Source organism: Macromonas nakdongensis (assembly GCF_002837145.1).
GTDB lineage: Bacteria > Pseudomonadota > Gammaproteobacteria > Burkholderiales > Burkholderiaceae_C > Macromonas_B > Macromonas_B nakdongensis.
On record NZ_NWMV01000040.1, the window covers coordinates 1 to 24,265 of the forward strand.

At 67.9% G+C, this 24,265-nt stretch carries 17 protein-coding genes; 6 read left to right on the forward strand and 11 right to left on the reverse strand.

Features of this window, described 5'->3' with window-relative positions; genetic code table 11:
• The 9 genes from CON77_RS06600 to urtA all read right to left on the reverse strand — a co-directional run.
• On the reverse strand, nt 1–785 hold a 785-nt coding region (locus CON77_RS06600; RefSeq protein WP_101048344.1), incomplete at its 3' end, for a CbbQ/NirQ/NorQ/GpvN family protein.
• A 1-nt stretch (nt 786) separates the two neighbouring features.
• Nucleotides 787–1,833 (reverse strand): aliphatic amidase, encoded by a 1,047-nt coding sequence (locus tag CON77_RS06605; RefSeq protein ID WP_101048345.1) that lies wholly within the window; start codon nt 1,831–1,833, stop codon nt 787–789.
• Nucleotides 1,834–1,848: 15 nt separating this feature from the next.
• On the reverse strand, nt 1,849–2,190 hold the full coding sequence (locus CON77_RS06610) for an FmdB family zinc ribbon protein (protein ID WP_101048347.1): 342 nt from the start codon (nt 2,188–2,190) through the stop codon (nt 1,849–1,851).
• Between the two features lie 21 nt (nt 2,191–2,211).
• Complete coding sequence (fmdA, locus tag CON77_RS06615) at nt 2,212–3,444, reverse strand: formamidase (protein ID WP_101048348.1); 1,233 nt, start codon at nt 3,442–3,444, stop codon at nt 2,212–2,214.
• A gap of 33 nt (nt 3,445–3,477) precedes the next feature.
• On the reverse strand, nt 3,478–4,167 hold the full coding sequence (urtE, locus tag CON77_RS06620; RefSeq protein WP_101048350.1) for an urea ABC transporter ATP-binding subunit UrtE: 690 nt from the start codon (nt 4,165–4,167) through the stop codon (nt 3,478–3,480).
• A 25-nt stretch (nt 4,168–4,192) separates the two neighbouring features.
• A complete protein-coding gene (urtD, locus tag CON77_RS06625) occupies nt 4,193–4,936 on the reverse strand; it encodes an urea ABC transporter ATP-binding protein UrtD (protein ID WP_101048352.1) in 744 nt (247 codons plus the stop codon).
• Nucleotides 4,937–4,951: 15 nt separating this feature from the next.
• Nucleotides 4,952–6,148, reverse strand: coding sequence for an urea ABC transporter permease subunit UrtC (urtC, locus tag CON77_RS06630; protein WP_101048354.1), 1,197 nt, complete (start codon nt 6,146–6,148; stop codon nt 4,952–4,954).
• 22 nt (nt 6,149–6,170) lie between these two features.
• Entirely contained in the window at nt 6,171–7,085 is a 915-nt protein-coding gene (gene urtB / locus CON77_RS06635) for an urea ABC transporter permease subunit UrtB (protein ID WP_101048370.1), read from the reverse strand.
• 79 nt (nt 7,086–7,164) lie between these two features.
• Entirely contained in the window at nt 7,165–8,433 is a 1,269-nt protein-coding gene (gene urtA, locus CON77_RS06640) for an urea ABC transporter substrate-binding protein (RefSeq protein WP_101048356.1), read from the reverse strand.
• Nucleotides 8,434–8,586: 153 nt separating this feature from the next.
• Between urtA and CON77_RS06645 the strand changes: the two genes are divergently transcribed.
• The 5 genes from CON77_RS06645 to CON77_RS06665 all read left to right on the forward strand — a co-directional run bounded on the left by CON77_RS06645 (nt 8,587) and on the right by CON77_RS06665 (nt 20,278).
• On the forward strand, nt 8,587–12,006 hold the full coding sequence (locus CON77_RS06645; protein ID WP_101048358.1) for a hybrid sensor histidine kinase/response regulator: 3,420 nt from the start codon (nt 8,587–8,589) through the stop codon (nt 12,004–12,006).
• Nucleotides 11,999–12,892 carry a response regulator transcription factor gene (locus CON77_RS06650; protein ID WP_101048359.1) on the forward strand — a complete coding sequence of 298 codons (894 nt, stop codon included), beginning with the start codon at nt 11,999–12,001 and terminating at the stop codon, nt 12,890–12,892. The genes CON77_RS06645 and CON77_RS06650 overlap by 8 nt, the downstream gene beginning before the upstream one ends.
• A 73-nt stretch (nt 12,893–12,965) precedes the next feature.
• On the forward strand, nt 12,966–14,912 hold the full coding sequence (locus tag CON77_RS06655; protein WP_101048361.1) for an ATP-binding protein: 1,947 nt from the start codon (nt 12,966–12,968) through the stop codon (nt 14,910–14,912).
• A 37-nt stretch (nt 14,913–14,949) separates the two neighbouring features.
• Nucleotides 14,950–17,205, forward strand: coding sequence for a response regulator (locus CON77_RS06660; RefSeq protein WP_101048363.1), 2,256 nt, complete (start codon nt 14,950–14,952; stop codon nt 17,203–17,205).
• 178 nt (nt 17,206–17,383) lie between these two features.
• On the forward strand, nt 17,384–20,278 hold the full coding sequence (locus tag CON77_RS06665; protein ID WP_101048364.1) for an EAL domain-containing protein: 2,895 nt from the start codon (nt 17,384–17,386) through the stop codon (nt 20,276–20,278).
• Nucleotides 20,279–20,300: 22 nt separating this feature from the next.
• Here CON77_RS06665 and CON77_RS06670 read toward each other — a convergent pair whose 3' ends face one another.
• Both CON77_RS06670 and CON77_RS06675 read right to left on the reverse strand, forming a co-directional pair.
• Nucleotides 20,301–20,600, reverse strand: coding sequence for a flagellar basal body protein (locus tag CON77_RS06670; protein WP_101048366.1), 300 nt, complete (start codon nt 20,598–20,600; stop codon nt 20,301–20,303).
• A gap of 80 nt (nt 20,601–20,680) precedes the next feature.
• Nucleotides 20,681–21,970 carry a solute carrier family 23 protein gene (locus CON77_RS06675; RefSeq protein ID WP_101048367.1) on the reverse strand — a complete coding sequence of 430 codons (1,290 nt, stop codon included), beginning with the start codon at nt 21,968–21,970 and terminating at the stop codon, nt 20,681–20,683.
• Between the two features lie 142 nt (nt 21,971–22,112).
• Here CON77_RS06675 and CON77_RS06680 point away from each other — a divergent pair, with 142 nt between their 5' ends.
• Nucleotides 22,113–24,242, forward strand: a complete 2,130-nt coding sequence (locus CON77_RS06680; protein WP_101048369.1) for an acetoacetate--CoA ligase — start codon at nt 22,113–22,115, stop codon at nt 24,240–24,242.
• Nucleotides 24,243–24,265: the final 23 nt, after the last annotated feature.

Here is a 24,265-nt window from a genome sequence, read left to right on the forward strand (position 1 = left end):
GCGTCCACCAGGGCGCGCAGGGCGGCCAGCATCTCGGGCTCGTCGGTGAGGGCCTGCACCATCGTCATCTCGCAGCTCACGCGGGGCGGCACGCCGTCCACGATCAGCAAGCCGGCGTAGACCAGCATGCGGGTGGAGGCGCCTTCGTCCAGCCCGCGCTGGCGCAGGCGGCGCGACCCCGCGGCGATGGCCACCAGCTGCGCGGCCAGCGCCAGCGGAATGCCGGCCTCGTGTGCCACCACCTCGGCCTCCACCTCGGGCGTCGGGTAGTCGAAGGCCAGGGCGGCGAAGCGCTGGCGGGTGGACGGCTTCAAGTCCTTGGCCCGGCTCTGGTAGCCGGGGTTGTAGGACACGACCAGCTGGAAGTCCGGGTGCGCGTGCACCAGCTCGCCCTTTTTCTCCAGCGGCAGGACGCGCCGGGCGTCGGTCAGCGGGTGGATGACCACCGTGGTGTCCTGGCGCGCCTCCACCACCTCGTCCAGGTAGCAGATGGCGCCGTGGCGCAGCGCGGTGGTGAGCGGACCGTCGTGCCAGGTGGTGCCCTGGGCGTCCAGCAGGTAGCGGCCCACCAGGTCGGCGGCCGACAGGTCCTCGTTGCAGGCCACGGTGACGAGTGGGCGGCCCAGCTTCCAGGCCATGTACTCGACGAAGCGCGTCTTGCCGCAGCCGGTGGGCCCCTTGAGCAGCAGCGGCACCCGGTGGGCAAAGGCTTTTTCGCACAGCGCCACCTCCTCGGCCACCGGCCGGTAGTAAGGCGGCGCGGTCACGCGCCAGGCGTCGAGCATGTCAGCGGTGCTCGGGCGGCTGGTTCGGGATGCCGTCGATCGGGCACTCCGGCGTGCCCACGGTGGAACGGGTGAACGACTCCACCTGCTTGCGGGTGCCTTCCGGGTCGTTGATCCACTGGCCGTAGAAGCTGTAGGGGCAGGCGGCCACGCCCTTGGCATCGTCCCCGCCCTCGCCCGAGTTGATCTTGCCGGTGTAGCCGCGGTGCAGCAGCTTGAACAGGTGGTTCTCGCTCTGGCCGTGCTTGCGGAAGTCGCGGATCAGGCTCTTGGACAGCGCGGCGTACTGCACGCCCATTTCCTCTTCGCCGCATTCGCCGAGGGTTCGGCCGTCGAAGCCGATCAGGGCGCTGTGGCCGAAGTAGCTGTACACCCCGTCGAAGCCGGCTGCGTTGGCCACCGCCACGTAGGTGTTGTTGGCAAAGGCCATGGCCTTGCTGATGAGGATCTGCTGCTCCTTGGCCGGATACATGTAGCCCTGGCAGCGCACGATCAGCTCGGCGCCCTTCATGGCACAGTCGCGCCAGATTTCGGGGTAGTTGCCGTCGTCGCAGATGATGAGGCTGACCTTCAGGCCCTTGGGGCCTTCGCTCACGTAGGTGCAGTTGCCGGGGTACCAGCCTTCGATGGGCACCCAGGGCATGATCTTGCGGTACTTCTGCACGATCTCGCCCTGGTCGTTCATCAGGATGAGGGTGTTGTACGGCGCCTTGTGCGGGTGCTCCTCGTGGCGCTCGCCGGTGAGCGAGAACACGCCCCAGACCTTGGCCTTGCGGCAGGCAGCGGCAAAAATTTCGGTTTCCTCGCCGGGGATGGCGGCGGCGGTGTCGTACATCTCTTGGGCGTCGTACATGATGCCCTGTGTGCTGTACTCGGGGAACACCACCAGGTCCATGCCGGGCAGGCCCTGCTTCATGCCCACCACCATGTCGGCGATTTTGCGGGCGTTGGCCAGCACCTCGGCCTTGGTGTGCAGGCGCGGCATTTTGTAGTTGACGACGGCCACGCCGACGGTGTCGGCGCTGCTGGAAATGTCACCGTGGATCATGTGGGGCTTTCGGGGTCAGTGGCTGATCATCCAGGGGCGTTTGCTGGGGAAGGCCTTGGCGCCGTTGGGCGCGGTCACCGTGGCCTTGCTGCGGCCGGGGCTGCAGCAGCCGCAGCCGGCCGGGTGCTTGAGGCGCTGGTAGTCGCGCGAGCTTTTCGGCTCGTGCCGGGCGCGCTCGTTGACGGCGATGGCGCTGCGGGTGCCGCCGTCCATCAGCGCCAGGCGCGGCGCGGACGCCAGCACCCGGGGCGAGGCGGTGCCGCAGTCCGGGCAGGCGGCGGGCTCGTTGCGGTCGGCCAGGCTGCGGAAGGCGTCGAAGCCGCCGCAGCTCGGGCAGGCGTAGTCGTAGGTGGGCATGGGACGGCTCCGAACGGCGGTTTACAGCTTCAGGTCGTAGGAAATCGGCATGTCGATGCTGCCGTCCAGGTGCTTGACGGGGCCGGCCGCGCTCGGGTTGATGTCGAAGTCGAAGATCTGCGTCGGCAGCCACAGCGTGGCGCAGGCGTTGGGCACGTCCACCACGCCGCTGATGTGGCCCTGCACCGGCGCTGTGCCCAGGATGGAATAGGCCTGCGCGCCGCTGTAACCGAACTTCTTGAGGTACTCGATGGCGTTGAGGCAGGCCTGCTTGTAGGCCACGTTCACGTCCAGGTAGTACTGCTTGCCGCTCTCGTCGACGCTGATGCCTTCGAAGATGATGTAGTCGTTGTAGGTGGGCGTGATCGGGCTGGGCTTGAAGATCGGGTTTTTGATGCCGTACTTGGCCATGCCGCCCTTGATGAGCTGCACCTTCATGTGCACCCAGCCGGCCATTTCGATGGCGCCGCAGAAGGTGATCTCGCCGTCGCCCTGGCTGAAGTGCAGGTCGCCCACGCTCAGGCCGGCGCCGTCCACGTACACCGGGAAGAAGATTTTGGAACCGCGCGACAGGTCTTTGATGTCGCAGTTGCCGCCGTGTTCGCGCGGGGGCACGGTGCGGGCGCCCTCGGCGGCGATCTTGGCCTTGACCTCGCCCTGCGCCTGGCCGCAGTGGGCGGTGCCGGCGAAGGGCGGGTTGGCCAGGCCGCTGGTGGCCGGGTCGGAGTCGATCAGCGCCTGCTCGCGGGTGTTCCAGGTCTCCAGCATCTTGGGGTCGGGCAGGCAGCCGATCAGACCCGGGTGGATCAGGCCGGCGTACTTCACGCCCGGCACGTGGCGCGAGCTGGTGAACATGCCGTGGAAGTCCCAGATGGACTTTTGCGCGGCCGGGAAGTGGTCGGTCAGGAAGCCGCCGCCGTTGTTCTTGCTGAAGAAGCCGTTGAAGCCCCACAGGCTGTCGTCCTTGGCGCCGATGTCCAGCAGGTCCACCACCAGCAGGTCGCCGGGCTCGGCGCCGCGCACGCCCACCGGGCCGCTGAGGTAGTGCACCGTGGTCAGGTCGATGTCGCGCACGTCGTCGGCGCTGTCGTTGTTCTGGATGAAACCGCCGGTCCAGTCGTAGGTTTCCAGCACGAAGTCGTCACCGGGGTTGACCCAGCAGGCCATGGGAATGTCGGGGTGCCAGCGGTTGTGCACCAGGGGGTTGGACGGGGCGGGCTGGCTCAGATCGACCTTGATGAGCGTTTCGGGCATGACGGACTCCTTGGGTTGACGGTGAAGGGGGGATCAGACGGAGAGGTAGGACTTGATGCGCGCCTCGTCGGTGTCGGCGCGGGCGGTCTCGTGCACCAGGCGGCCGCCTTCGATCACGAACAGGCGGTCGGCCACGTCCATGGCAAACGACAGCACCTGCTCCGAAACGATGATGGTGAGCTGGCGCATCTTGCGGATCTCGTTGAGCGCCTTGGCGATGTCCTTGATGATGGACGGCTGGATGCCTTCGGTCGGCTCGTCGAGCAGCAGCACCTTGGGGTCGGTCACCAGCGCGCGGGCAATCGCCAACTGCTGCTGCTGCCCGCCCGAGAGGTTGCCGCCCTTGCGCGCGCGCATGTCCCACAGCACCGGGAACAGGGCGTAGATCTCGTCGGGCACGCGCTTGTCCTTGGCGTTCTCCAGCCCGGTGTGGATGTTTTCTTCCACCGTCAGCGTCGGGAAAATCATGCGGCCCTGGGGCACGTAGGCAATGCCTTTGGCGACGCGGCGGAAGCTCTCGTCCTTGGAGACGTCCTGGCCGGCGACGCTGACCGAACCGCTCTTGATCGGCAGGATGCCCATCAGGCTTTTGAACAGCGTGGTCTTGCCCATGCCGTTGCGGCCCATGATGGCCACGGTTTCGTTGGCGCGGCCCTCGAACGACAGGCCGTGCAGCGCCTCGCTTTGCCCGTAGGCAACGAACAGGTCTTTGACTTGCAGCATGTGGGACTCCTGTGGGTGCCGGCGCTCAGTGGCCGAGGTAGACGTCGATGACCTTGGGGTCGGCCTGGACCTTGTCCATCGGCCCTTCGGCCAGGATCTTTCCCTGGTGCATGACGGTGACCTTGTGGGCGATCTTTTTCACGAAGTCCATGTCGTGCTCGATCACGATCACGGCGCGGTTCTGGCAGATGCGGTTGAGCAACTCGGCGGTCAGGTCGCGTTCGCGCGCGCTCATGCCGGCGATGGGCTCGTCCAGCATCAGCAGTTCGGGCTCCTGCATCAGCAGCATGCCGATCTCCAGCCACTGCTTCTGCCCGTGCGAGAGCAGGCCGGCCTCGGTGTCGAGCTTGTCGGCCAGGCCGATGTCGGCGGCCACCTCCTGCACCTTGGCCTGGACCGTGTCGGTGCACTTGAAGGCCAGGGCCCCGAACACCGAGCGGCCGCTGGGGTAGGACACCTCCAGGTTCTGGAACACCGACAGGTTTTCGTAGATGGACGGCGTCTGGAACTTGCGGCCGATGCCCTTGCGCACCCGCTGGTGCTCGGCCAGGCCGATGATTTCCTCGTCCTTGAACTTGATGCTGCCGGCGCTGGCGCGGGTCTTGCCGCAGATCAGGTCGAGCAGCGTGGTCTTGCCGGCGCCGTTGGGGCCGATGATCACGCGCAACTCGTTCTTGTCGATGTAGAGGGTCAGGTCCTCGATGGCCTTGAAGCCGTCGAAGGAGACGGTCAGGTCCTCGACCGCCAGGGCGAAATCGGTGCTGCTCATGAAGGTCTCCTGGGCTCAGGCGCTCTGGCCGGTGATGCCGGTGGGCAGGGGGGCGGGATCGGCGTGGGCCGCCTCGGAAGCGCTGGCCTTGGACGCCACCGGGGCCACCGGGGTGGGGGTGGCGGTCCGCTGGGCGCGGCGGGCGTTCCACCACGGCACGATCTTGTCGCTCCAGACACCGGCCAGGCCCATGGGGAAGAACATGGTCACGCCGATGAAGAGGGCCGCCATCAGGAACAGCCAGGCGTCGGGGAAGTTTTCCGAAAACAGCGTCTTGCCGGCGTTGACCAGCAGCGCGCCGTAGACCGCGCCCACCAGGCTCATGCGGCCGCCGACGGCGGCGAAGATCACCATCTCGATGGAGGGCACGATGCCGACGAAGCTCGGCGACATGAAGCCCACCTGCAGGGTGAACATGGCCCCACCGATGCCCGACAGCGCCGCCGCCAGGCAGAAGGCGAAGATGCGGAAGTTGGCCACGTCGTAACCCGAGAAGCGCACCCGGTCTTCCTTGTCGCGCATGGCCAGCAGCAAGGTGCCGAGCTTGCTGGTCTGGATCCAGCGGCACAGCAGAATGGACGCCACCAGCAGGGCGACACAGACGTAGTACAGGATGTACTTGGCGCTGTCGGTGCGGGTGTCCCAACCCAGCAGGGTCTTGAGGTCGGTCATGCCGTTGACGCCGCCGGTGTAACCTTGCTGCCCGATGATCAGCACCGTCAGGATCAGCGCCACCGCCTGGGTGATGATGGCGAAGTAGACCCCACCCACGCGGCGCTTGAACATCGCGAAACTGACGATCCAGGCCAGCAGCGTGGGCACCACGATCACCGCCGCCAGCGAGAACGGCAGGCTCTTGAACGGCAGCCAGAACGAGGGCAGTTCGGTCAGCTGGTTCCAGTCCATGAAGTCCGGGATGCCGGGGGTGGACTGGATCTTGGTGCTCTCCGGGTCCGACGCCTCCAGCTTGAGGAACATGGCCATGGCGTAGCCCCCCAGGCCGAAGAACACGCCCTGCCCCAGGCTGAGCACGCCGCCGTAGCCCCACAGCATGACCAGGCCGATGGCGACGAAGGCGTAGGTCAGGTACTTGCCGACCAGGTTCAGGCGGAAGATGTCCAGCGACAGCGGCAATACCACCGCCAGCAACAGCGTCAGCAGCAGCACGCTGGCCAACTGGTAACGCTGGATCAAGGCTTTCAATGCGTTCATGACTTCTTCTCCGGGGGGTGGATCAGCGGCGGACCTTGCTGGCGAACAGGCCTTGCGGGCGCATCATCAGGATCACCACGATGAGCGACAGCGTGAGCACCTTGGCCATGGAGCCGGCCATGAAGAACTCGGTGATGGACTGCGTCTGTGCGATGCCGAAGGCCGACACCACGGTACCCAGCAGGCTGGCCGCGCCACCGAAGGTGACCACCAGGAAGGCATCGACGATGTAGAGCGAACCCGAGGTGGGACCGGTGGAGCCGATGGTGGTGAAGGCCGCACCGGCCACACCGGCGATGCCGCAGCCGATGGCAAATGTCAGCCGGTCGGTCTTCTTGGTGTCGATGCCGATGGCGTTGGCCATGACGCGGTTGCTCACCGTGGCACGCACCCGCAGGCCCCAGCGGCTCTTGTGCAGCGCCAGCAGCACGCCGGCGGTGGCGACCACGGTCAGGCCCAGCACGAACAGGCCGTTGATCGGGATGTCCAGCCCCTCGGCCGGCGCCCAGGAACCCATCAGCCAGTCGGGGAGGGTCGGGCTCACCTCTTTCGGGCCGATGAAGGTGCGGAAGCACTGCTGCAGCGCCAGGCTCACGCCCCAGGTGGCCAGCAGGGTGTCCAGCGGGCGCTTGTAGAGGTGGCGGATCAGCGCCCACTCCAGCAGCCAGCCCGCCATGAAGGCGAACACGAAGGCCGCCAGGATGGCGAAGGGAAAGTAGTAGGCGGTGGCGTTGGCGCCGACGGCCTCGGCCAGGGTGGAGCCGAGAAAAATGGTGTACGCGCCGATGGTCATGAACTCACCGTGCGCCATGTTGATGACCCCCATCTGCCCGAAGATGATGGCCAGGCCCAGACCCATGAGCAGCAGCACCGCGAACAGGCTCAGGCCCGCGAAGCCCTGCATCAGGCCGATGTTGAGCATGTCAGAAAACGTCATGTGGCTCTCCAAGGCAACGCCGAAGCACACCGAAAAAAAGGCCACGGCCCCCACGTGGGAAGGCCGTGGCGCGCCGGGATTACTGGTAGCCCTTGGGGAAGGGATCGGGTTTGATCAGCTCGGGCGACTCCGACACCACCTTGAACGTGGCGTCCGGCATGCCCATGGCGATGCGCGACTTGCTCCACAGGTGGTGGTTCTTGTCGAGCTTGACGTAGCCCTCGGGCGCGGTCTTGAGTTCGATCCCGGTTTCGGACGCGGCCACGACCTTGTCCACGTCGAAGCTACCGGCCTTCTCGACCGCGGCCTTCCACAGCCACGGGCCCAGGTAACCCGCCTGCGTCACGTCGCCGATGACGGCGTCCTTGCCGTACTTGGCCTTGAAGGCGGCCACGAACTTCTTGTTGTTCTCGTTGTCCAGGGACTGGAAGTACTTCATGGACGAGTAGAAGCCCTTGAAGTTTTCGCCGCCCACGCCGGTCATCTCGTCCTCGGTCACCGACAGGGTGACGAGCAGCTGCTTGTCACCGGTGATGCCAGCGGCCTTGAGCGCCTTGTAGAAGGCCACGTTGGAGCCGCCGACCACGGCGGCGAAGATGCAGTCCGGCTTCTGCAGCTTGATCTTGTTCATCAGCGAGCCGAAGTTGGTGCTGCCCAGCGGGTAGTACTCCTCGCCGACGACCTTGCCCTTCTGGAAGTTCTCGATGTGCTTGCGCGCGATCTTCATCGAGGTGCGCGGCCAGATGTAGTCGGAGCCGATCAGGAAGAAGGTCTTGGCCTTCTTCTCGGTCTTGGCCCAGTCCAGGCTGTAGAGGATCTGCTGGGTGGCTTCCTGGCCGGTGTAGATCACGTTCTTGGACTGCTCCAGGCCTTCGTAGAAGGTGGGGTAGTAGAGCAGGCCGTTCTCTTTCTCGAACACCGGCAGCACGGCCTTGCGCGAGGCCGAGGTCCAGCAGCCGAAGACGGCGGCGCAGCGGTCGTTGATCAGCAGCTTCTTCGATTTTTCGGCGAAGGTCGGCCAGTCGGAGGCGCCGTCTTCCTTGATCACCTTGATCTTGCGGCCCAGGATGCCGCCCATGGCGTTGATCTGGTCGATGGCGAGCTGCTCGGCCTGGATGGAGCCGGTCTCGGAGATCGCCATGGTGCCGGTGGCGGAGTGCAGCTGGCCCACGGTCACCTCGGTGTCGGTGATGGCGAGCTTGGTGGTGTTGACCTGGGCGGTGGGCGGCTTGCCTTGGGCCAGGGCCCAGGGCGACAGGCCGGCGACCGAGGCCAGACCGGCGGCCTGGATCAAACGGCGACGCTGAAGGTCGGCCTGGGGCGACAGGGTGACGTGCTTGTGGTCCATGAAAACACTCCTTGCGGTGCGGGGTGGAAGAAAAACAGAACGTGGACCGAAGGTTAGGGAAAGCCCGCATTCCCGGCCATACGTCAAATAACGTAGTGGCTGCGTACGCACCGCAACGGCGCGGCTGGGCCGGTTCTTGCTTGCTGTTGGTGCATGAGCAAATCCCCGTCGCGCCCCCCACCCCGGGAGCAACAGATCTTTCGCTACCGCCGCGCCTACAACACCTGGGTGGCCGACGAGACCATGGAGGACTACGCCCTGCGCTACGCGCCGCGCAGCTTCCGCAAATGGAGCGAATGGCGGGTGGCCAGCACCGCCTTCGGCTCGCTGTCCTTCCTGGCGCTGGAGGCGATCGGGGCGGCCATCGCCATCAACTACGGCTTCACCAACGCCATGCTGGCGATCGGGGTGGTGTGCGCCATCATCTTTGCCACGGGTTTGCCCATCGCTTACCACGCGGCGCGCCACGGCCTGGACCTGGACCTGCTGACCCGCGGCGCCGGCTTCGGCTACCTGGGCTCGACCATCACCTCCCTCATCTACGCCGGCTTCACCTTCATCTTTTTCGCGCTGGAGGCGGCCATCATGGCCATGGCCCTGCGCCTGGCCACCGACTGGCACCTGACCGTGTGCTACGTGGTCTCGGCGCTGGTCATCATCCCGCTGACGGTGCGCGGCATCACCTTCATCTCCAAACTGCAGGGCTGGACGCAACTGCCCTGGCTGTTCCTGATGTGCCTGCCCTTCGTCTGGCTGGCGCTGCACGAACCGCAAGTGTTCCGCGAACTGGGGCAACTGGCCGGACTCAAGTCGGGCAGCAGCGGCTTCGACTGGCTGATGTTCGGCACGGCCTGCTCGGTCATCTTCGCGCTGGTGGTGCAGATCGGCGAGCAGGTGGACTACCTGCGCTTCCTGCCGCCGCTGACGCCGGCGAACCGGGGGCGCTGGTGGTCGGCCCTGCTGGTGGCCGGGCCGGGCTGGGCGGTGGTGGGCATGCTCAAGATGGTGGGCGGCGCGCTGCTGGCCTTCTTCGCCATGCAGCACGAGATCGTGCCGGCGCGCGCGGCCGAACCGGCGCAGATGTACCTGACCACCTTCAGCGAGATGTTCGGCCTGCCGGGCGTGGCGGTGGCGCTGACGCTGTTCTTCGTGCTGGTGTCGCAGGTCAAGATCAACGTCACCAACGCCTACGCCGGCTCACTGGCCTGGTCCAACTTCTTCTCGCGCATCACCCGCAGCCACCCGGGGCGGGTGGTGTGGCTGGTGTTCAACGTGGTCATCGCCACGCTGCTGATGGTGCTGGACGTGTTCGCGGGGCTGGAGATCGTGCTGGGCATCTACAGCAACGTGGCCATCGCCTGGGTGGGGGCGCTGGTGGCCGACCTGGTCATCAACAAGCCGCTGGGCCTGAGCCCGGCGGGCATCGAATTCCGCCGCGCCCACCTGTACGACTTCAATCCGGTGGGCCTGGGTGCCATGGTGCTGGCGGCGGTGGTGGCCACGGTGGCCTACAGCGGTGCCCTGGGCGAGATGGCGGCCGCGTTCTCGCCCTTCATCGCGCTGGGCCTGGCGCTGCTGCTGGCGCCCACACTGGCCTGGCTGACCGGCGGCCACTACTACAGCGCGCGCCAGCCCGAGGCCCAATGGCGCCGCGGCGAGCTGCTGACCTGCGCCGTTTGCGAAAACCGCTTCGAATCCGAGGACATGGCCGCCTGCCCGGCCTACGCCGCCCCGATCTGCTCGCTCTGCTGCTCGCTCGAATCGCGCTGCCACGACCGCTGCAAGCACCAGTCGCGCGCCACCGACCAGCTGCGCCACTGGCTGGGCAAGCTGGTGCCGCAGCAGTGGCTGTCGGTGCTGCACTTCCGCGTCGGCCATTTCCTGCTGGTGTTCCTGCTGCTGTGGGGCGTCATCGGGCTGACCTTCCTCATCGTCTACATGCAGGAGTCGCACCGCACCGACGTGGGCGACCTGCAGATCGGGCTGCTCAAGATCTACGCCCTGCTCGGGCTGCTGTCGGCGGTGGCGGCGTGGTGGGTGGTGCTGACCACCGACAGCCGGCGCATCGCCCAGGACGAATCGGAACGCCAGACCGAGCTGCTCAAACAGGAGATCGAGGCCCACCGCCACACCGACGCCGCGCTCAAGCAGGCGCGCGACCAGGCCGAATCGGCCAGCCAGGCCAAGACGCGCTACATCGCCGGGCTGACGCACGAGCTGCGCTCGCCGCTGACCAGCATCCTGGGCCACGCCCAGATCCTGCAGAAGAAGCCCGACATCCAGGGCGAGCTCAAGGCGACGGTGGCGGGCATCGAACGCAGCGGCCACCACATGCACGCGCTGATCGACGAATCGCTGGAGCTGGCCCGCATCGAGGCCGGCCGCATGAAGCTGGACGCGGTGCCGGTGCACCTGCCCAGCCTGATCGGCGACGTGGAACACATGATGAAACCCCAGGCTGCCGCCAAGGGCCTGCGCTTTGCCGTGGAACTGGAAGGTGAACTGCCTACGTGGATCAAAGCCGACCCGAAGCGCCTGCGGCAGATCCTCATCAACCTGCTGACCAACGCGCTGCGCTTCACCGACGAGGGCCAGGTGACGCTGCGGCTGGACTTCCGCCAGCAGGTGGCCCGGCTGGCCGTGGTGGACACCGGCATCGGCATCGCCCCGACCGACCAGCAGCGCATCTTCCTGCCCTACGAGCGCGGGGCCGCCGGGCGGCGCAACCCGCAAACCGGCACCGGCCTGGGGCTGACCATCACCCACCTGCTGGTGAGCATGATGGGCGGCGAGCTGACGCTGCAGAGCGCCCCGGGCGCGGGCACCACCTTCACGGTGCGGTTGTACCTGCCCACGCTGGGCCAGGCGCAGCTGCCGGTGCCCGCCGGCCCGGACCTGCTGCTGCCGATCAAGGGCTACCGGCCGCCGGTGCGCACGCTGCTGGTGGTGGACGACCAGCCCTTCCACCGGCAACTGGTGGCGGGCCTGCTCAGCCCCCTGGGCTTTGTGGTGCGCGAGGCCGCCAGCGGCGAGGAGTGCCTGGAAGCGGTGGCCGCGCAGCGGCCCGACGCCATCCTGCTCGACCTCAGCATGGACACCATGGACGGCTGGCAGACCCTGGCCCACCTGCGGGTGAACTACCCGCCGCAGCTGCTGCCGGTGGTCATCGTTTCGGCCAACACCTTCGACAACCAGCCCGAACGGCTGGAGCGGCTGCAGGCGCAGGGCTTCGTCGCCAAGCCCGTGGCCGAGTCCGAACTGCTGCGCCTGCTGACCCAGGTGCTGCACCTGCAGTGGATTCACGACCACCCGGCCCCGCCGGTGCCGGCCGAACCGGCCGACCGCTGGGACTGGAGCCGTCGCGAGATCGATCCGGAGCTGCGCGAAGCGCTCACCCACATGGCGCGGCGCGGCGAGATCCACGGCCTGCGCCGCCAGCTCGCCGAGGCCCAAGCCCGCTTCCCCGACCTGGCCCGGCTCTGGGAGCAGCTGTCGGTGGCCGTCAACCGCTTCGATTTCCAGACCGTCATGAGCATCCTGAACACCGTCCAGCCCCCCGCCGACCATGAGTGACACCTCCCCGACCGCGCCCGCCCCCTTCACCCCGGTCGTCCTGGTGGTGGACGACGACATCGACATCCTGGACATGCTCAGCACCGCCCTGCTCGACGAAGGCTATGTGGTGCTGGCCGCGACCAGCGCCAGCGAGGCCCTGCAAAGGCTGGAGGTGGCCGTGCCCGACGGCGTGCTGCTCGACGCCGTCATGCCCGGCATGGACGGCTTTGCCCTGTGCCAAGCGCTCAAGGCCAACCCGGCCTGGGCGCACGTGCCGGTGGTCTTCATGACCGGCCTGGCCGAGACCGACCACGTGCTGCGGGGTTTCGCCGCCGGCGGGGTGGACTACGTGATCAAGCCGCTGCGCCTGCCCGAGGTGATGGCGCGGCTGGCCACCCACGTGAAGAACGCCCGCGCCGCGCGCATGGCGCGCGAGGCCACCGACGTGTCCGGCTGGGGCACGGTAGTGCTCGACAGCCGCCAGCGCGTGGCCTGGCTTTCGCCCAAGGCGGCCGACTGGCTGGGCGAACTGTTCCCGCAGGCCGACGCCGCCGCCGCCTGGCTGGCCCAGGCCATGGGCACGGGCAGCGGCAGCCACCCGGCCGGCAAAGGCCAGCAGCTGCTGGCGCGCCACATCGGCGACGTGGGCGTGTCGGAATCGATGTTCCTGCTCGGGCTGGTGGAGGCGAAAGACCGCGACACCCCGCTGGCGCACACCACGCTGACGCCGCGCGAAACCGAGGTGCTGTCCTGGCTCGCCAAGGGCAAGACCAACCGCGACATCGCCGACATCCTGGGCATGAGCCCACGCACGGTGAACAAGCACCTGGAACACATCTTCGAGAAGCTGGGGGTGGAAACGCGCGCCGCGGCGGCGGTGATCGCGGAAAAACACGGCCTGTGAACGGCCGCGCCACCTCGGGGTTAGTCCCTATGCCCAAGTGTGGTGCACCTGCCTAAAATACTGTCACTCGCCGATGCTGGGCCTGTCGCTGCCCCTGCTGCTGTTCATCGCCGCCCTGTTGGGTCTGCCCTGGGTCGCCTACGAAGTTGCGTTCAACCACGCGGAGCGCGAGGCCCGGCGCAACGCCCAGCAGTTCAGCCGCATCATCGCCACGGTCCGCTCCTACTACGCCGCCAACGTGGCCGGTCGGGTGCTGGCCGCCCACGGCCAACCCGTCGTGCTGACCGAGAACTACCGCGACACGCCGGGCGGCATCCCGATCCCGGCGACGCTGTCCATCGAACTCGGCGACCTGCTGCACCAGAACGCGCCGGACGAGGGCTTCCGCACCGCATTCCTGTCGGACCAACCCTTCGGCGTCCGCCAGCGCCCGCCGCTGGACGACTTCCAGCGCTCGGCCCTGCAAGCGCTGCGCGCCCACCCGGCGCAGCAGGAGGTCTGGCGCGTGGAGCCGGGCCCCAGTGGCGGCAGCCGCGTGCGCCTGGCGATCCCGGTGCGCATGGAAGCCACCTGCGTCTACTGCCACAACGGCCACCCGGACTCGCCGGTGCGCACCTGGCAGGTCGGTGATGTGCGTGGCATCCAAGACATCAGCGTGGCGGTGTCGCTGACCCAGCAGACCGGCGACTCCTGGCTGATGGCCACCTACCTGCTGTTTTTTGTCGGCTCGGCCACCGCCGCGCTGCGCGAGCACCACAAGGCCAACGCGCGGCTGCTGCGGGTCAACGAAGACCTGCTGCTTTCGCGCAGCTACCTGGAGGACAGCGAGCACCAGCTCAAACTCAAGGTGGACGAACTCAGCACCCTGAGCACTGTGCTGCAAAAAGCGCCGTTCGGCATCACCATCGCCGACCCGCGCCAGCCCGACCTGCCGCTGATCTACGTCAACGAAGCCTTTCTGGCACAAACCGGCTACACCGAGCCGGAAGTGCTGGGCCGCAACTGCCGTTTCCTGCAAGGCCCCGACACCCGCCCAGAGACGGTCGAGCGCATCCGCGAGGCGATCCGCCAGGGCGACACCGCCGAAATCGAAATCCTCAACTACCGCAAGTCCGGCGCGCCGTACTGGGTGCGTTTCCTGATTTTTCCGAGCTACGACAGCGAGGGCCAGCTGCTGCACTACATCGGCTGCCAGACCGACATCACCGAGCTGAAAAGGGCGGCGGAAGAACGCGGCCTGATGGAGTCGGAGTTGCAGGAGTCGCTCAAGCTGGAGTCGCTGGGGCTGACCATCGCCGGCATCGCACACGACCTGAACACGCCGATCGGCGTGGCGGTGACGGCCGCGTCGCTGGTGGAGCAACAGGCGCAAAAACTGGGGCGGCTGATCGCCCAAGGCGCACTGGCGCCTGAACCGGTGGCGCAGGTGGCGCAGTCGCTGACCAAGTCGTCCCAACTGATCGGCAACAACCTGCAAAAGGCCGCAACCCTGGTGCGCAGCTTCAAGCAAACCACCGCCGACGCCTCGCGCAACGAATGGCGGGTGTTGCAGTTGCACCCGTTCATGGAAAGCCTGCTGCTGGCCGTCTCGCCCCTGGTCAAGCGCGCCCAGTGCGTGGTGGACCTGCAGTGCCCCGAAGGCCTGGCGCTCTACACCGAACCCGGCTCGCTGATGCAGGTGATCACCAACCTGGTGGTCAACGCCACCCTGCACGCGTTCGAGGACCGGGAACAGCGCTCGATCCGATTGGCCGTGACCGCGGACGAGGTCTGGGTCCACATCCAGGTCAGCGACAACGGCAACGGCATGAGCGAAGACGCGCTGGCCAAGGCCTTCACCCCCTTTTTCACCACCCGGCGCAGCAACGGCGGCTCGGGCCTGGGGCTGTTTTCGTCGCGGCGCGCGGTCGAAGCGGTGCTGGGTGGGCGCATCGCCGTCACCAGCGTTGCCGGCCAGGGCACCACCTTCCTCATCCAGTTGCCGCGCACGCTGGCAGCCCCCACCCGGCGCGCGGCCTGAGCCGGCGCCCACGACCCCCGCGGAGTACCCCCACACCATGTCATCCGATGCCTGGACCCTGCTGCTGGTCGACGACGAGCCCAGCGTGCTCGAAGTGACCCAGCTGGCGCTGGAAGACCTCGAATTCAAAGGCAAGGGTCTGCGCATGCTCACCGCCACCAGCGCGGCCGAGGCGCGGGCGATTTTCCAGCGCGAGGGCGACATCGCCATGGCGTTTGTGGACGTGGTGATGGAAACCGAGCACGCCGGGCTGGACCTGGTGCGCTTCGTGCGCGACGAACTGGGCAACCACGACACCCGGCTGATCTTGCGCACCGGCAACCCCGGCGCGGCGCCCCCGCTGGACATCATCCGCCACCTGGAGGTGGACGATTACAAGGACAAAACCGAACTCACGGTGGACCGGCTGCACATCACCGTGCTGACCGCCCTGCGGGCATACCACAACATCAAGGCCAGCGTGTCCAAAAGCCGTTTCGTGGCCAACATGAGCCACGAAATCCGCACGCCGCTCAACGCCATCATCGGCCTGTCCAGCCTGATGCTGCGCACCGAACTCAACGCGCGCCAGCGCAGCCACCTGGAACAGATCGAAACCTCGGGCAAACACCTGCTGGGCGTGGTCAACGACATCCTGGACTTCAGCAAACTGGAGTCGGGCCGGGTCAAGCTGGAGCGGCTCGACTTCGACCTCGAAGTCCTGCTCAACAACGTCATGTCGATGATCCTGTTCCGGGCCCAGGACAAGGGACTGGAGCTGATCCTGGACGTGGAGCCGGGCATTGAGCGGCACCTGCGCGGCGACGCGCAACGGCTGTCGCAGGTGCTCATCAACTACCTGAACAACGCGGTCAAGTTCACCGAATCGGGGCAAATCCACATCAGCGCCCGGCGGGTGGGGCCGCACAGCCAGAGTTGGCAAAAGCTGCGTTTCGAGGTGTCGGACACCGGCATCGGCCTGTCGGCGCAGGAACAAAGCCGCCTGTTCCAAGAGTTTGAGCAGGCCGACGCCAGCACCACCCGCCAGTTCGGTGGCACCGGGCTGGGGCTGGCGATCGCGCGCAACCTGGCCGAGCTGATGGGCGGCGAGGTCGGCGTGCGCAGCGAAAAGGGCCGGGGCTCGACCTTCTGGTTCACCGCGGTGCTGGAACACGCCAAGCACACCCACGCCCGCAGCCTGGTACCCGACGAACACCACTGGGGCCAGCGCGTGCTGGTGGCCGACGACAACCACGCCACCCGCCAACTGCTGGCACAAAAGCTCACGCACATGAACTTTGAGGTGTCGGCCGTGGCCAACGGCCTGCAGGCGGTGCAGATGGTGCAGCAGGCCGACACGGCGGGCCAGCCGTTCCGGCTGGTGTTCATGGACTGGCACATGCCCGAGCTGGACGGCATCAGCGGCGCGCGCGCCATCCGCGCGCTGCCACTGCGAGGGCCGGCGCCCTACGTGCTGTGCATCACCGGCGCGGGCCACGAAGAGTTGGACGCCGAAACCCGGCAGGACGACTTCGACGGCATCCTGATCAAGCCGGTGACCACCGAGCAGCTGTTCGACGCGGTGATCGAACAGCTGGCCAAACCCGACGGTGCGCGCGTGGCCCCCGACGCCGCTGCCCCGCCCCCCGCCGGCGCGGCCGCGTCACCCCCTTGGGCGGCGCAACTCGCGGGCCGGCGCGTGCTGCTGGTGGACGACGACCGCCTGTACCGCCAGATCGGGGCCGAGCTGCTGAAGCTCGCCGGCATGGAATGCGACCTCGCGGCCCACGGCGCCGAGGCGCTGGAAAAGTTGGCCCTGAGCGCCTACGACCTGGTGCTGCTGGACATCCACATGCCGGTCATGGACGGCCATGCCACGGCGCAACACATCCGGCTCAGTCCGCAGTACGGCAACCTGCCGGTCATCGCCATGACCGCCGCCGTGTTCGCCGCGGGCGACACCTCGTGGCTGCGCAGCGGCTTCAGCGATCTGATCCACAAACCCATCGTGCCCGAAAAGCTGTTCGCCAAGCTGCAACAGTGGCTGCCCCTGGCCGCCACGCCCGAAAGCGACGGCGCCCCGAGCGAGGCCGCCCCGCCACTGGACGAGGAACTGCGGGCGGTGCTGCGGCGCATGGACGGCCTGCTCGACCTGGGCGACGCCGACGCACTGGAACTGCTCCACCACCACGGCGAACGCTTCCGGCGCGCGTTGGGGCCGACCTTCTCGGCCTTCCGCACCGCCATCGAAGCCTACGAATTCGAACGCGCCAACGGTCTGTTGCGCGACGGCCTGGCCCGCCTCGCGGGCTGACGCGGCGCCCCATGCCCCCGACCCCGCACCCCTTGCCCGCTTTGACTCCAAGGGTATTGCCAAAAATGGGACATTCATCCCGCTTCGGCATGGTAATTTCCACCGTGTCGTGCGCGGTTCTGCGCCAGCCCCCCGGCCGCCGGACGGAACGCACAACGGGTGACCAAGGACCTTGCCCATGAACCGGTACCTCGCCGCACCGCTGCCGCCCCACGAATCCGCCCGCTTAGAACGGTTGCGGTCCTACGGCGTGCTGGACACGCCCCCGGAAGCCGATTTCGACGACTTCACCGCCCTGGTCAGCCGGCTGCTGCGGGTGCCGATCGCGCTGATTTCGCTGGTGGACGAAGACCGCCAGTGGTTCAAGAGCAAAACCGGCCTGGGGGCCGAGTCCACCCCGCGCGACCAGGCGTTTTGCGCCCACGCCATCCTGCAGCAAGACCTGTTCGTGGTGGAAGACACCCACGCCGATCCGCGCTTCGTCCACAACCCCCTGGTCACCGGCGCCCCCTACATCCGCTTTTACGCCGGCTGCCCCCTGCTCACCCCCGACGGTCTGGCGCTGGGCACCCTGTGCATCATCGACCGGGTGCCGCGCCGGCTCAACGCCGACGACGCCGACACCCTGCGCCGGCTCGGCCTGCAACTGATGCGGCTGCTGGAGCTGCGCCGCTACATGGCACTGCAGCGCGAAACGGAACTACAGCTGCGCAGCCGCAACGAGGAGTTCGAGCGCCTGGCGCTGGTGGCCGAGCGCACGCACAACGTCGTCATCCTGGCCAACCCGGACGGGGCGATCACCTGGGTCAACGCCGCGTTCGAGCGCGTCACCGGCTACCGCGCCGAGGAGGCGTTGGGCTGCAAGCCCGGCGACCTGTTGCAGTTCGCCGACACCTCGCTCGACGCCCGCGCTGAACTGGGACGCGCGGTGCGGGAGCGGCGCCACGCGCGGGTGCAAATCCTGAACCGGGGCAAGACCGGCAACGTGTACTGGATGGACGTGGACCTGCAACCCCTGCACGCGAGCAGCGGGGCGTTTGTGGGTTTCGTCGCCATCGAAACCGACATTTCCGACCTGGTGCGGCGCCAGCAACACCTGGACGCGCTGATCGAGGCGGTGCCCATCGGCCTGATCCTGCAAGACACCGCCTCGCGGGTCGAGCGCATCAACGGCACGGCCAAACAGCTGCTACAGGGCTGCGCCGACGGCGCCGTGCCCGAGGAATTCGCCGCCCTGGCGCGCGCGGCGGTACACGGCCCGGGCGAGGTGCGGCGCGAACTGGTCACGCTGAAAAACTGCCGCGCCGAATCGCGTTGGATGGATGTGCGCACCGCGCCGCTGACCGACGCGTCGGGTCAGCCGCTGGGCGCCGTCGTCGCGTTTTCCGACCAGACCGAACAGATCCACGCCGGCAAGTACATCGAACTGGCGGCCTACACCGCCGACATCGGCTACTGGACCTGGAACCTGAACGACGACGTGCTGGAGTTTTCCAGCGGGTGGGTGGAACGCCTGGGCTTGCCCGACAGCCGGGCCTCCACCCGCGCCATCGTGCACCCCGAAGACCAGCAAACCTGCCGGGGCGCGATCGCGCAGGTGCTGTCGGGCCGGCAGGCCACCTTCAAGTTCGAAGAGCGGCTGCGCACCGGCCAAGGCGACTGGCGCTGGGTGCTGTGCGGCGGTGCGGTGACCGAGCGCGACGCCAGCGGCCGCGTCACCCGCCTGGCCGGCATCCACCTGGACATCGACGAACAAAAACGCGCCGAAGCGGCGCTGCAGCGCGCCGCCACCACCGACCCGCTGACCGGCCTGCCCAACCGCCTGGTGATGCTAGACCGGCTCAACCGCGCCCTTGCGTCGGCCCAGCGCCACGGCCAGTGCGGCGCCCTGCTCTACCTGGACCTCGACCATTTCAAGCGCATCAACGACAGCTACGGCCACGGCGCGGGCGACGAGCTGCTGCAGAAGGTCGCGGGCCGGCTGTGCGCGCTGCTGCGCGAGGAGGACACCCTGGCCCGCATGGGCGGCGACGAGATGCTGGTGCTGCTGCCGAACCTGGGCAGCGACCTGGCCAGCGCCCGGCTGCACGCCCACGGGGTGGGTCACAAGCTGCTGCGGGCACTGGAGCTGCCGATCGAGGTGGACGGCAAATCCCTGGTGGTCGGGGCCAGCGTGGGCATCGCGCTGTTCCCCAAAACCGACGGGGAAACCGGCGAAGACCTGGTGCGCGAGGCAGACACCGCCATGTACGGTGCCAAAAGCGACACCCGCGGCACGGTGCAGTTTTATGAAACCGCGATGCAACAACTGGTCACGCAGCGGTTGCAGATCGACCACGACCTGCGCCAGGCGCTGGCACACGACCACTTCGACCTGTTCATCCAAGGCAAATGGGCCCCGGCCGGCGGCCTGGTGGGGGGCGAGCTGTTGCTGCGCTGGAACCACCCGCAACGGGGCTGGATTTCGCCGGCCGAGTTCGTGCCCATCGCCGAAGAGTCGGAACTGATCGTGCCCTTGGGCCGCTGGGTGCTGGAACGCGCCTGCGCGGTGGCCAAGGACCTGCGCCAGACGCGGCCGGACTTTGTGCTGTCGGTCAACATCAGCCCCAAACAGTTCCGGCACCCGGAATTCATCGACGACCTGCAACGCGTGGTGGCACAGGCCGGCCTGTCGCCCGACGCGCTGGTGCTGGAAATCACCGAAGGCGTGCTGCTGCAAGACCAACTCGCCCGCCACGTGGTGGCCTTGAGCGAGGCCGGTTTCCGGTTTTCACTGGACGACTTCGGCACGGGCTATTCCAGCCTGGCCTACCTCAAACGCCTGCCGGTGCACGAGCTCAAGATCGACCGGGCGTTTGTGCGCGACATCGAGGTGGACACCGACGACGCGGTGCTGGTGCAGGCGATCTTGTCGATCGCACGGCGCTTTCGCATCCAGACCGTGGCCGAGGGGGTGGAAAACCAAGCCCAGGCCGATTTCCTGGCCCTCCACGGCTGCGACAGCCTGCAGGGCTACCACTTCGACCGGCCACAGCCCTGGACCGCGTTCCGCGACCGCCACCTGCGGGCCTGATCCGCCCCCGCCCGCGGCCCGCTCAGGCGCGCACGTCCAACAGGCGGCCCAGCGTCTCGTCCGCGGTTTTCAGCGCTTGCAGGTTGGCCTTGAAGGTGTAGGCCGCCGCCTTTTGCTCCACCAGGTCGCGGGTCAGGTCGGCGCCCGCTGCGGGGGCCTTGTCCACCCGCGTGGTCACGCCGCCGTCGGCCTGGGCCGTGGCCTGCACCAGGTCGCGGCGGTAGCCCTCGGTCTGGGCGTTGGCCACGTTGTTGGCCGCCGCATTCAGGCGGAGTTGCGCCGATTGCAGGCCGCTGCTGGCGATGGAGGTCAGGGAATTCATGCGTCGAAATCGATCAAACGGACGTTCAGTCTACGCCGCACGCCCGGTTTTGTCAGCCCCGACCCGACCGGCGGCGCGGTTCAGCCCCCGCTGCGGCGACAGCTCAGCAGCGCGTGCAGCAGGATGGCGCCGAAGGTGGCGGTCCCGATGCCCCCGAGCGCGAAATCGCCCAGCTTCAGGGTGTAGTCGCCGGTGCCCAGCACCAGGGTGATGGCGGCCACCAGCAGGTTCTTGTTGTCGGAAAAGTCCACCCGGTTGTCGACCCAGATCTTGGCGCCGGCCACCGCGATCAGGCCGAACACGACGATGGACACCCCGCCCATCACCGCCAGCGGAATGGCCTGGATCACCGCGCCGAACTTGGGGCTGAAGCCCAACAGCACGGCCATGCACCCGGCCACCAGGAAGATGGCGGTGGAGTAGATCTTGGTGGCGGCCATGACGCCGATGTTCTCGGCGTAGGTGGTCACGCCGGTACCGCCGACGCCGCCCGCGACCATGGTGGCCAGACCGTCGCCCATGAAGGCTCGGCCCATGTAGCGGTCCAGGTTCTGGCCGGTCATGGCGGTCACGGCCTTGATGTGGCCCAGGTTTTCCGCCACCAGGATCACGGCCACCGGTGCGATCAGCAGCATGGCGTTCGCGCTGAACACCGGCGTGCTGAAGTTGGGCAAGCCCAGCCAGGCGGCGTGGGCAATGCCGCTCAGGTCCAGGGGTTTGCCCAGGCCCAGGCCGTTGGTCAACACCGCGTACACCACGCTGGCCACCAGGAGGCCCATCAGGATGAGCAGGCGCTGCAGCAGGCCGCGGGTGAACACCGCCACCAGCGCCACGCAGACGAAGGTCACGCCCTGCATCCAGGCGTCGAAGCCGGTGGGCGCCATGTTCTTGATCGGGATGCCGGCCAGGTTCAGGCCGATCACCGCCACCACCGCGCCGGTCACCACCGGCGGCATGAAGCGCTCGATCCAGCCCGTGCCCACGGCCTGCACCACCGCGCCGATCAGGAAGTACACCGCCCCGCAGGCGACGATGCCCCCCAGCGCCACGCCGATGTTCGCGTTCGGCCCCGGGCCGGCGTAGCCGCTGGCGGCGATCACCACCCCAATAAAGGCGAAGCTGGAGCCCAGGTAGCTGGGCACCTTGCCGCCGGTCACGAGGAAAAAGACCAGCGTGCCCAGGCCGCTCATCAAAATGGCGACGTTGGCGTCGAAACCCATCAGGATGGGTGCGAGCACGGTGGCGCCGAACATGGCGATGAGGTGCTGCACGCCCATGACGGCGGTTTGCGGCCAGGGCAGGCGCTCGCCCGGCCCGATGACGCCGCCGTTCTGCAGGGCCGCGTCGGATTTTTCTGTCCAGTGGAACATGGGGTTTTCCCCTCCTCAAAGGTGATTGGTGGCGAGATTCTGCCCGTTTGCACCAGCTTGGGGCAAGTTCCGCGTCAGCCTTGACGCCAAGGCGATAGTGAACGCCCCCGCCGTGCGAATAATGGGGCCACCGGAGACACCCATGACCGCCCCAGCACACTCCCCCTACATTCCCCAGATCCGCCTTTACCAGGACTGGCTGCGCGAGCAGCGCGGCCTGCGCTTTGCCGACTACGACGAACTCTGGCGCTGGTCCACCACCGACCTGCCGGCCTTCTGGCAAAGCATCTGGGACTACTTTCAGATGCAATCGCCCACGCCGCACCGCGCCGTGCTCGAAGGCGGCCCCATGCCCGACTGCCGCTGGTTCCCCGGGGCGCACACCAACTACGCCCGACAGGTGCTGCGCCACGCCGGACCGGCCCACGCCGCCGGGCAGCCCGCCATCCTCAGCGAGGACGAGCGCGGCCGCGTGCGCAGCCTGAGCTGGCCCGAGTTGCGCCGGCAGATCGCCTCGCTGGCGCTGGCGCTGAAAGACATGGGCGTGCAGCGCGGCGACCGCGTGGCCGCCTACCTGCCCAACGTGCCGGAAACGGCGGTGGCCTTTCTGGCCTGCGCCAGCATCGGCGCCGTCTGGAGCGTGTGCGCGCCCGACATGGGCACCGCCGCCGTGCTCGACCGCTTCAAGCAGATCGAGCCCAAAGTGCTGATCGCCGCCGACGGCGTGCACTACGGCGGCAAGCCGCTGGACCGGTCGCACACCGTGGCCGAGCTGCGCGCCGCCCTGCCCAGCCTGGGCCACGTGATCACCCTGCGCACGCCTTACGCCGCCGAACGCGTCGCCGGCGCCGCCGACTTCGAGGCCCTGACCGACCGCGACAACGCCGCCACCGCCGCCTTCGAGCCCGACTGGCTGCCCTTCGACCACCCGCTGTGGGTGGTGTATTCCAGCGGCACCACCGGCCTGCCCAAACCCATCGTGCACGGGCACGGCGGCATCCTCATGACCATGCTGGCGGCCAAGATCCTGCACAACGACATCGGCCCCAGCTACGCGCCCAACAGCTTCGGCGAGCGCTTCCACTGGTACAGCTCCACCGGCTGGGTGATGTGGAACGCCCAGGTGGCCGGCCTGGCCGGCGGCACCACCATCGTCCTGTACGACGGCAACCCCGGCGGCAGCAAGGACCACCCCGACTGGCACGTGCTGTGGCGCTTCGCGGCGCGGCACCGGGTCACCTTCTTCGGCGCCGGCGCTGCCTACTACGCCAACTGCATGAAAGCCGGTGTGGACCTGCCGGCCCTGCAGGCCGAAGGCTTCGACCTGCGCCGCATCCGCGCCCTGGGCGTGACCGGCTCACCGCTGGCCGAAGACGTGCAACGCTGGGGCAGCGCCCAGTTCGACGCGCTGGGCACCACAGCGGTGAGCCCCGCCGGGCCGTCCCAAGGGGCGAAGGCCCCCTCGGGGGGCAGCGAACCCCGTGAGCGTGGGGGCCCGATCTGGTGGTGCAACATCTCCGGCGGCACCGACTTCTGCGGCGCCTTCATCGGCGGCCACCGCGAATTGCCCCAGGTGCCGGGCCAGATGCAGTGCCGCCAGTTGGGCTGCGCGGTCGAGGCCTGGAGCGAAGACGGCCGCCCCCTCATCGGAGAGGTGGGCGAGCTGGTCTGCACCCAACCGATTCCGTCGATGCCGCTGTACTTCTGGAACGACGAGGGCAAACAACGCTACCTGTCGAGCTACTTCGACATGTACCCCGGCGTCTGGCGCCACGGCGACTGGCTCAAGATCGGGGCCGACGGCGGCTGCGTCATCTTCGGCCGCTCCGACGCGACCATCAACCGCCACGGCCTGCGCATGGGCACCAGCGAGATCTACGCCGCCGTCGAAGCCCTGCCCGAGGTGATGGACAGCCTGGTGGTGGACCTGGAATACCTGGGCCGCGACAGTTACATGCCGCTGTTCGTGGTGCTGCGCCCCGGCGTGGACTGGAGCGATGCGTTGCGCGAGCGCATCGCCGGCGCCATCCGCAGCGCGCTGTCGCCGCGCTTCGTGCCCGACGAGATCGTGCCGGTAGCCGAAATCCCGCGCACCCTCAGCGGCAAGAAGCAGGAGCTGCCGATCAAGAAGCTGCTGCTGGGCCAGCCGCTGGACAAGGTGGTGAACCGCGACGCCATGGCCAACCCGGGCTGCCTGGGCTGGTACGTGGCCTTTGCCCAGCAGCACCTGGCGCACGCGGCGGCCCATCCCGCGGCACACCCCACGGCCTGAACGCGCGGCTCAGGCCGGCGGCC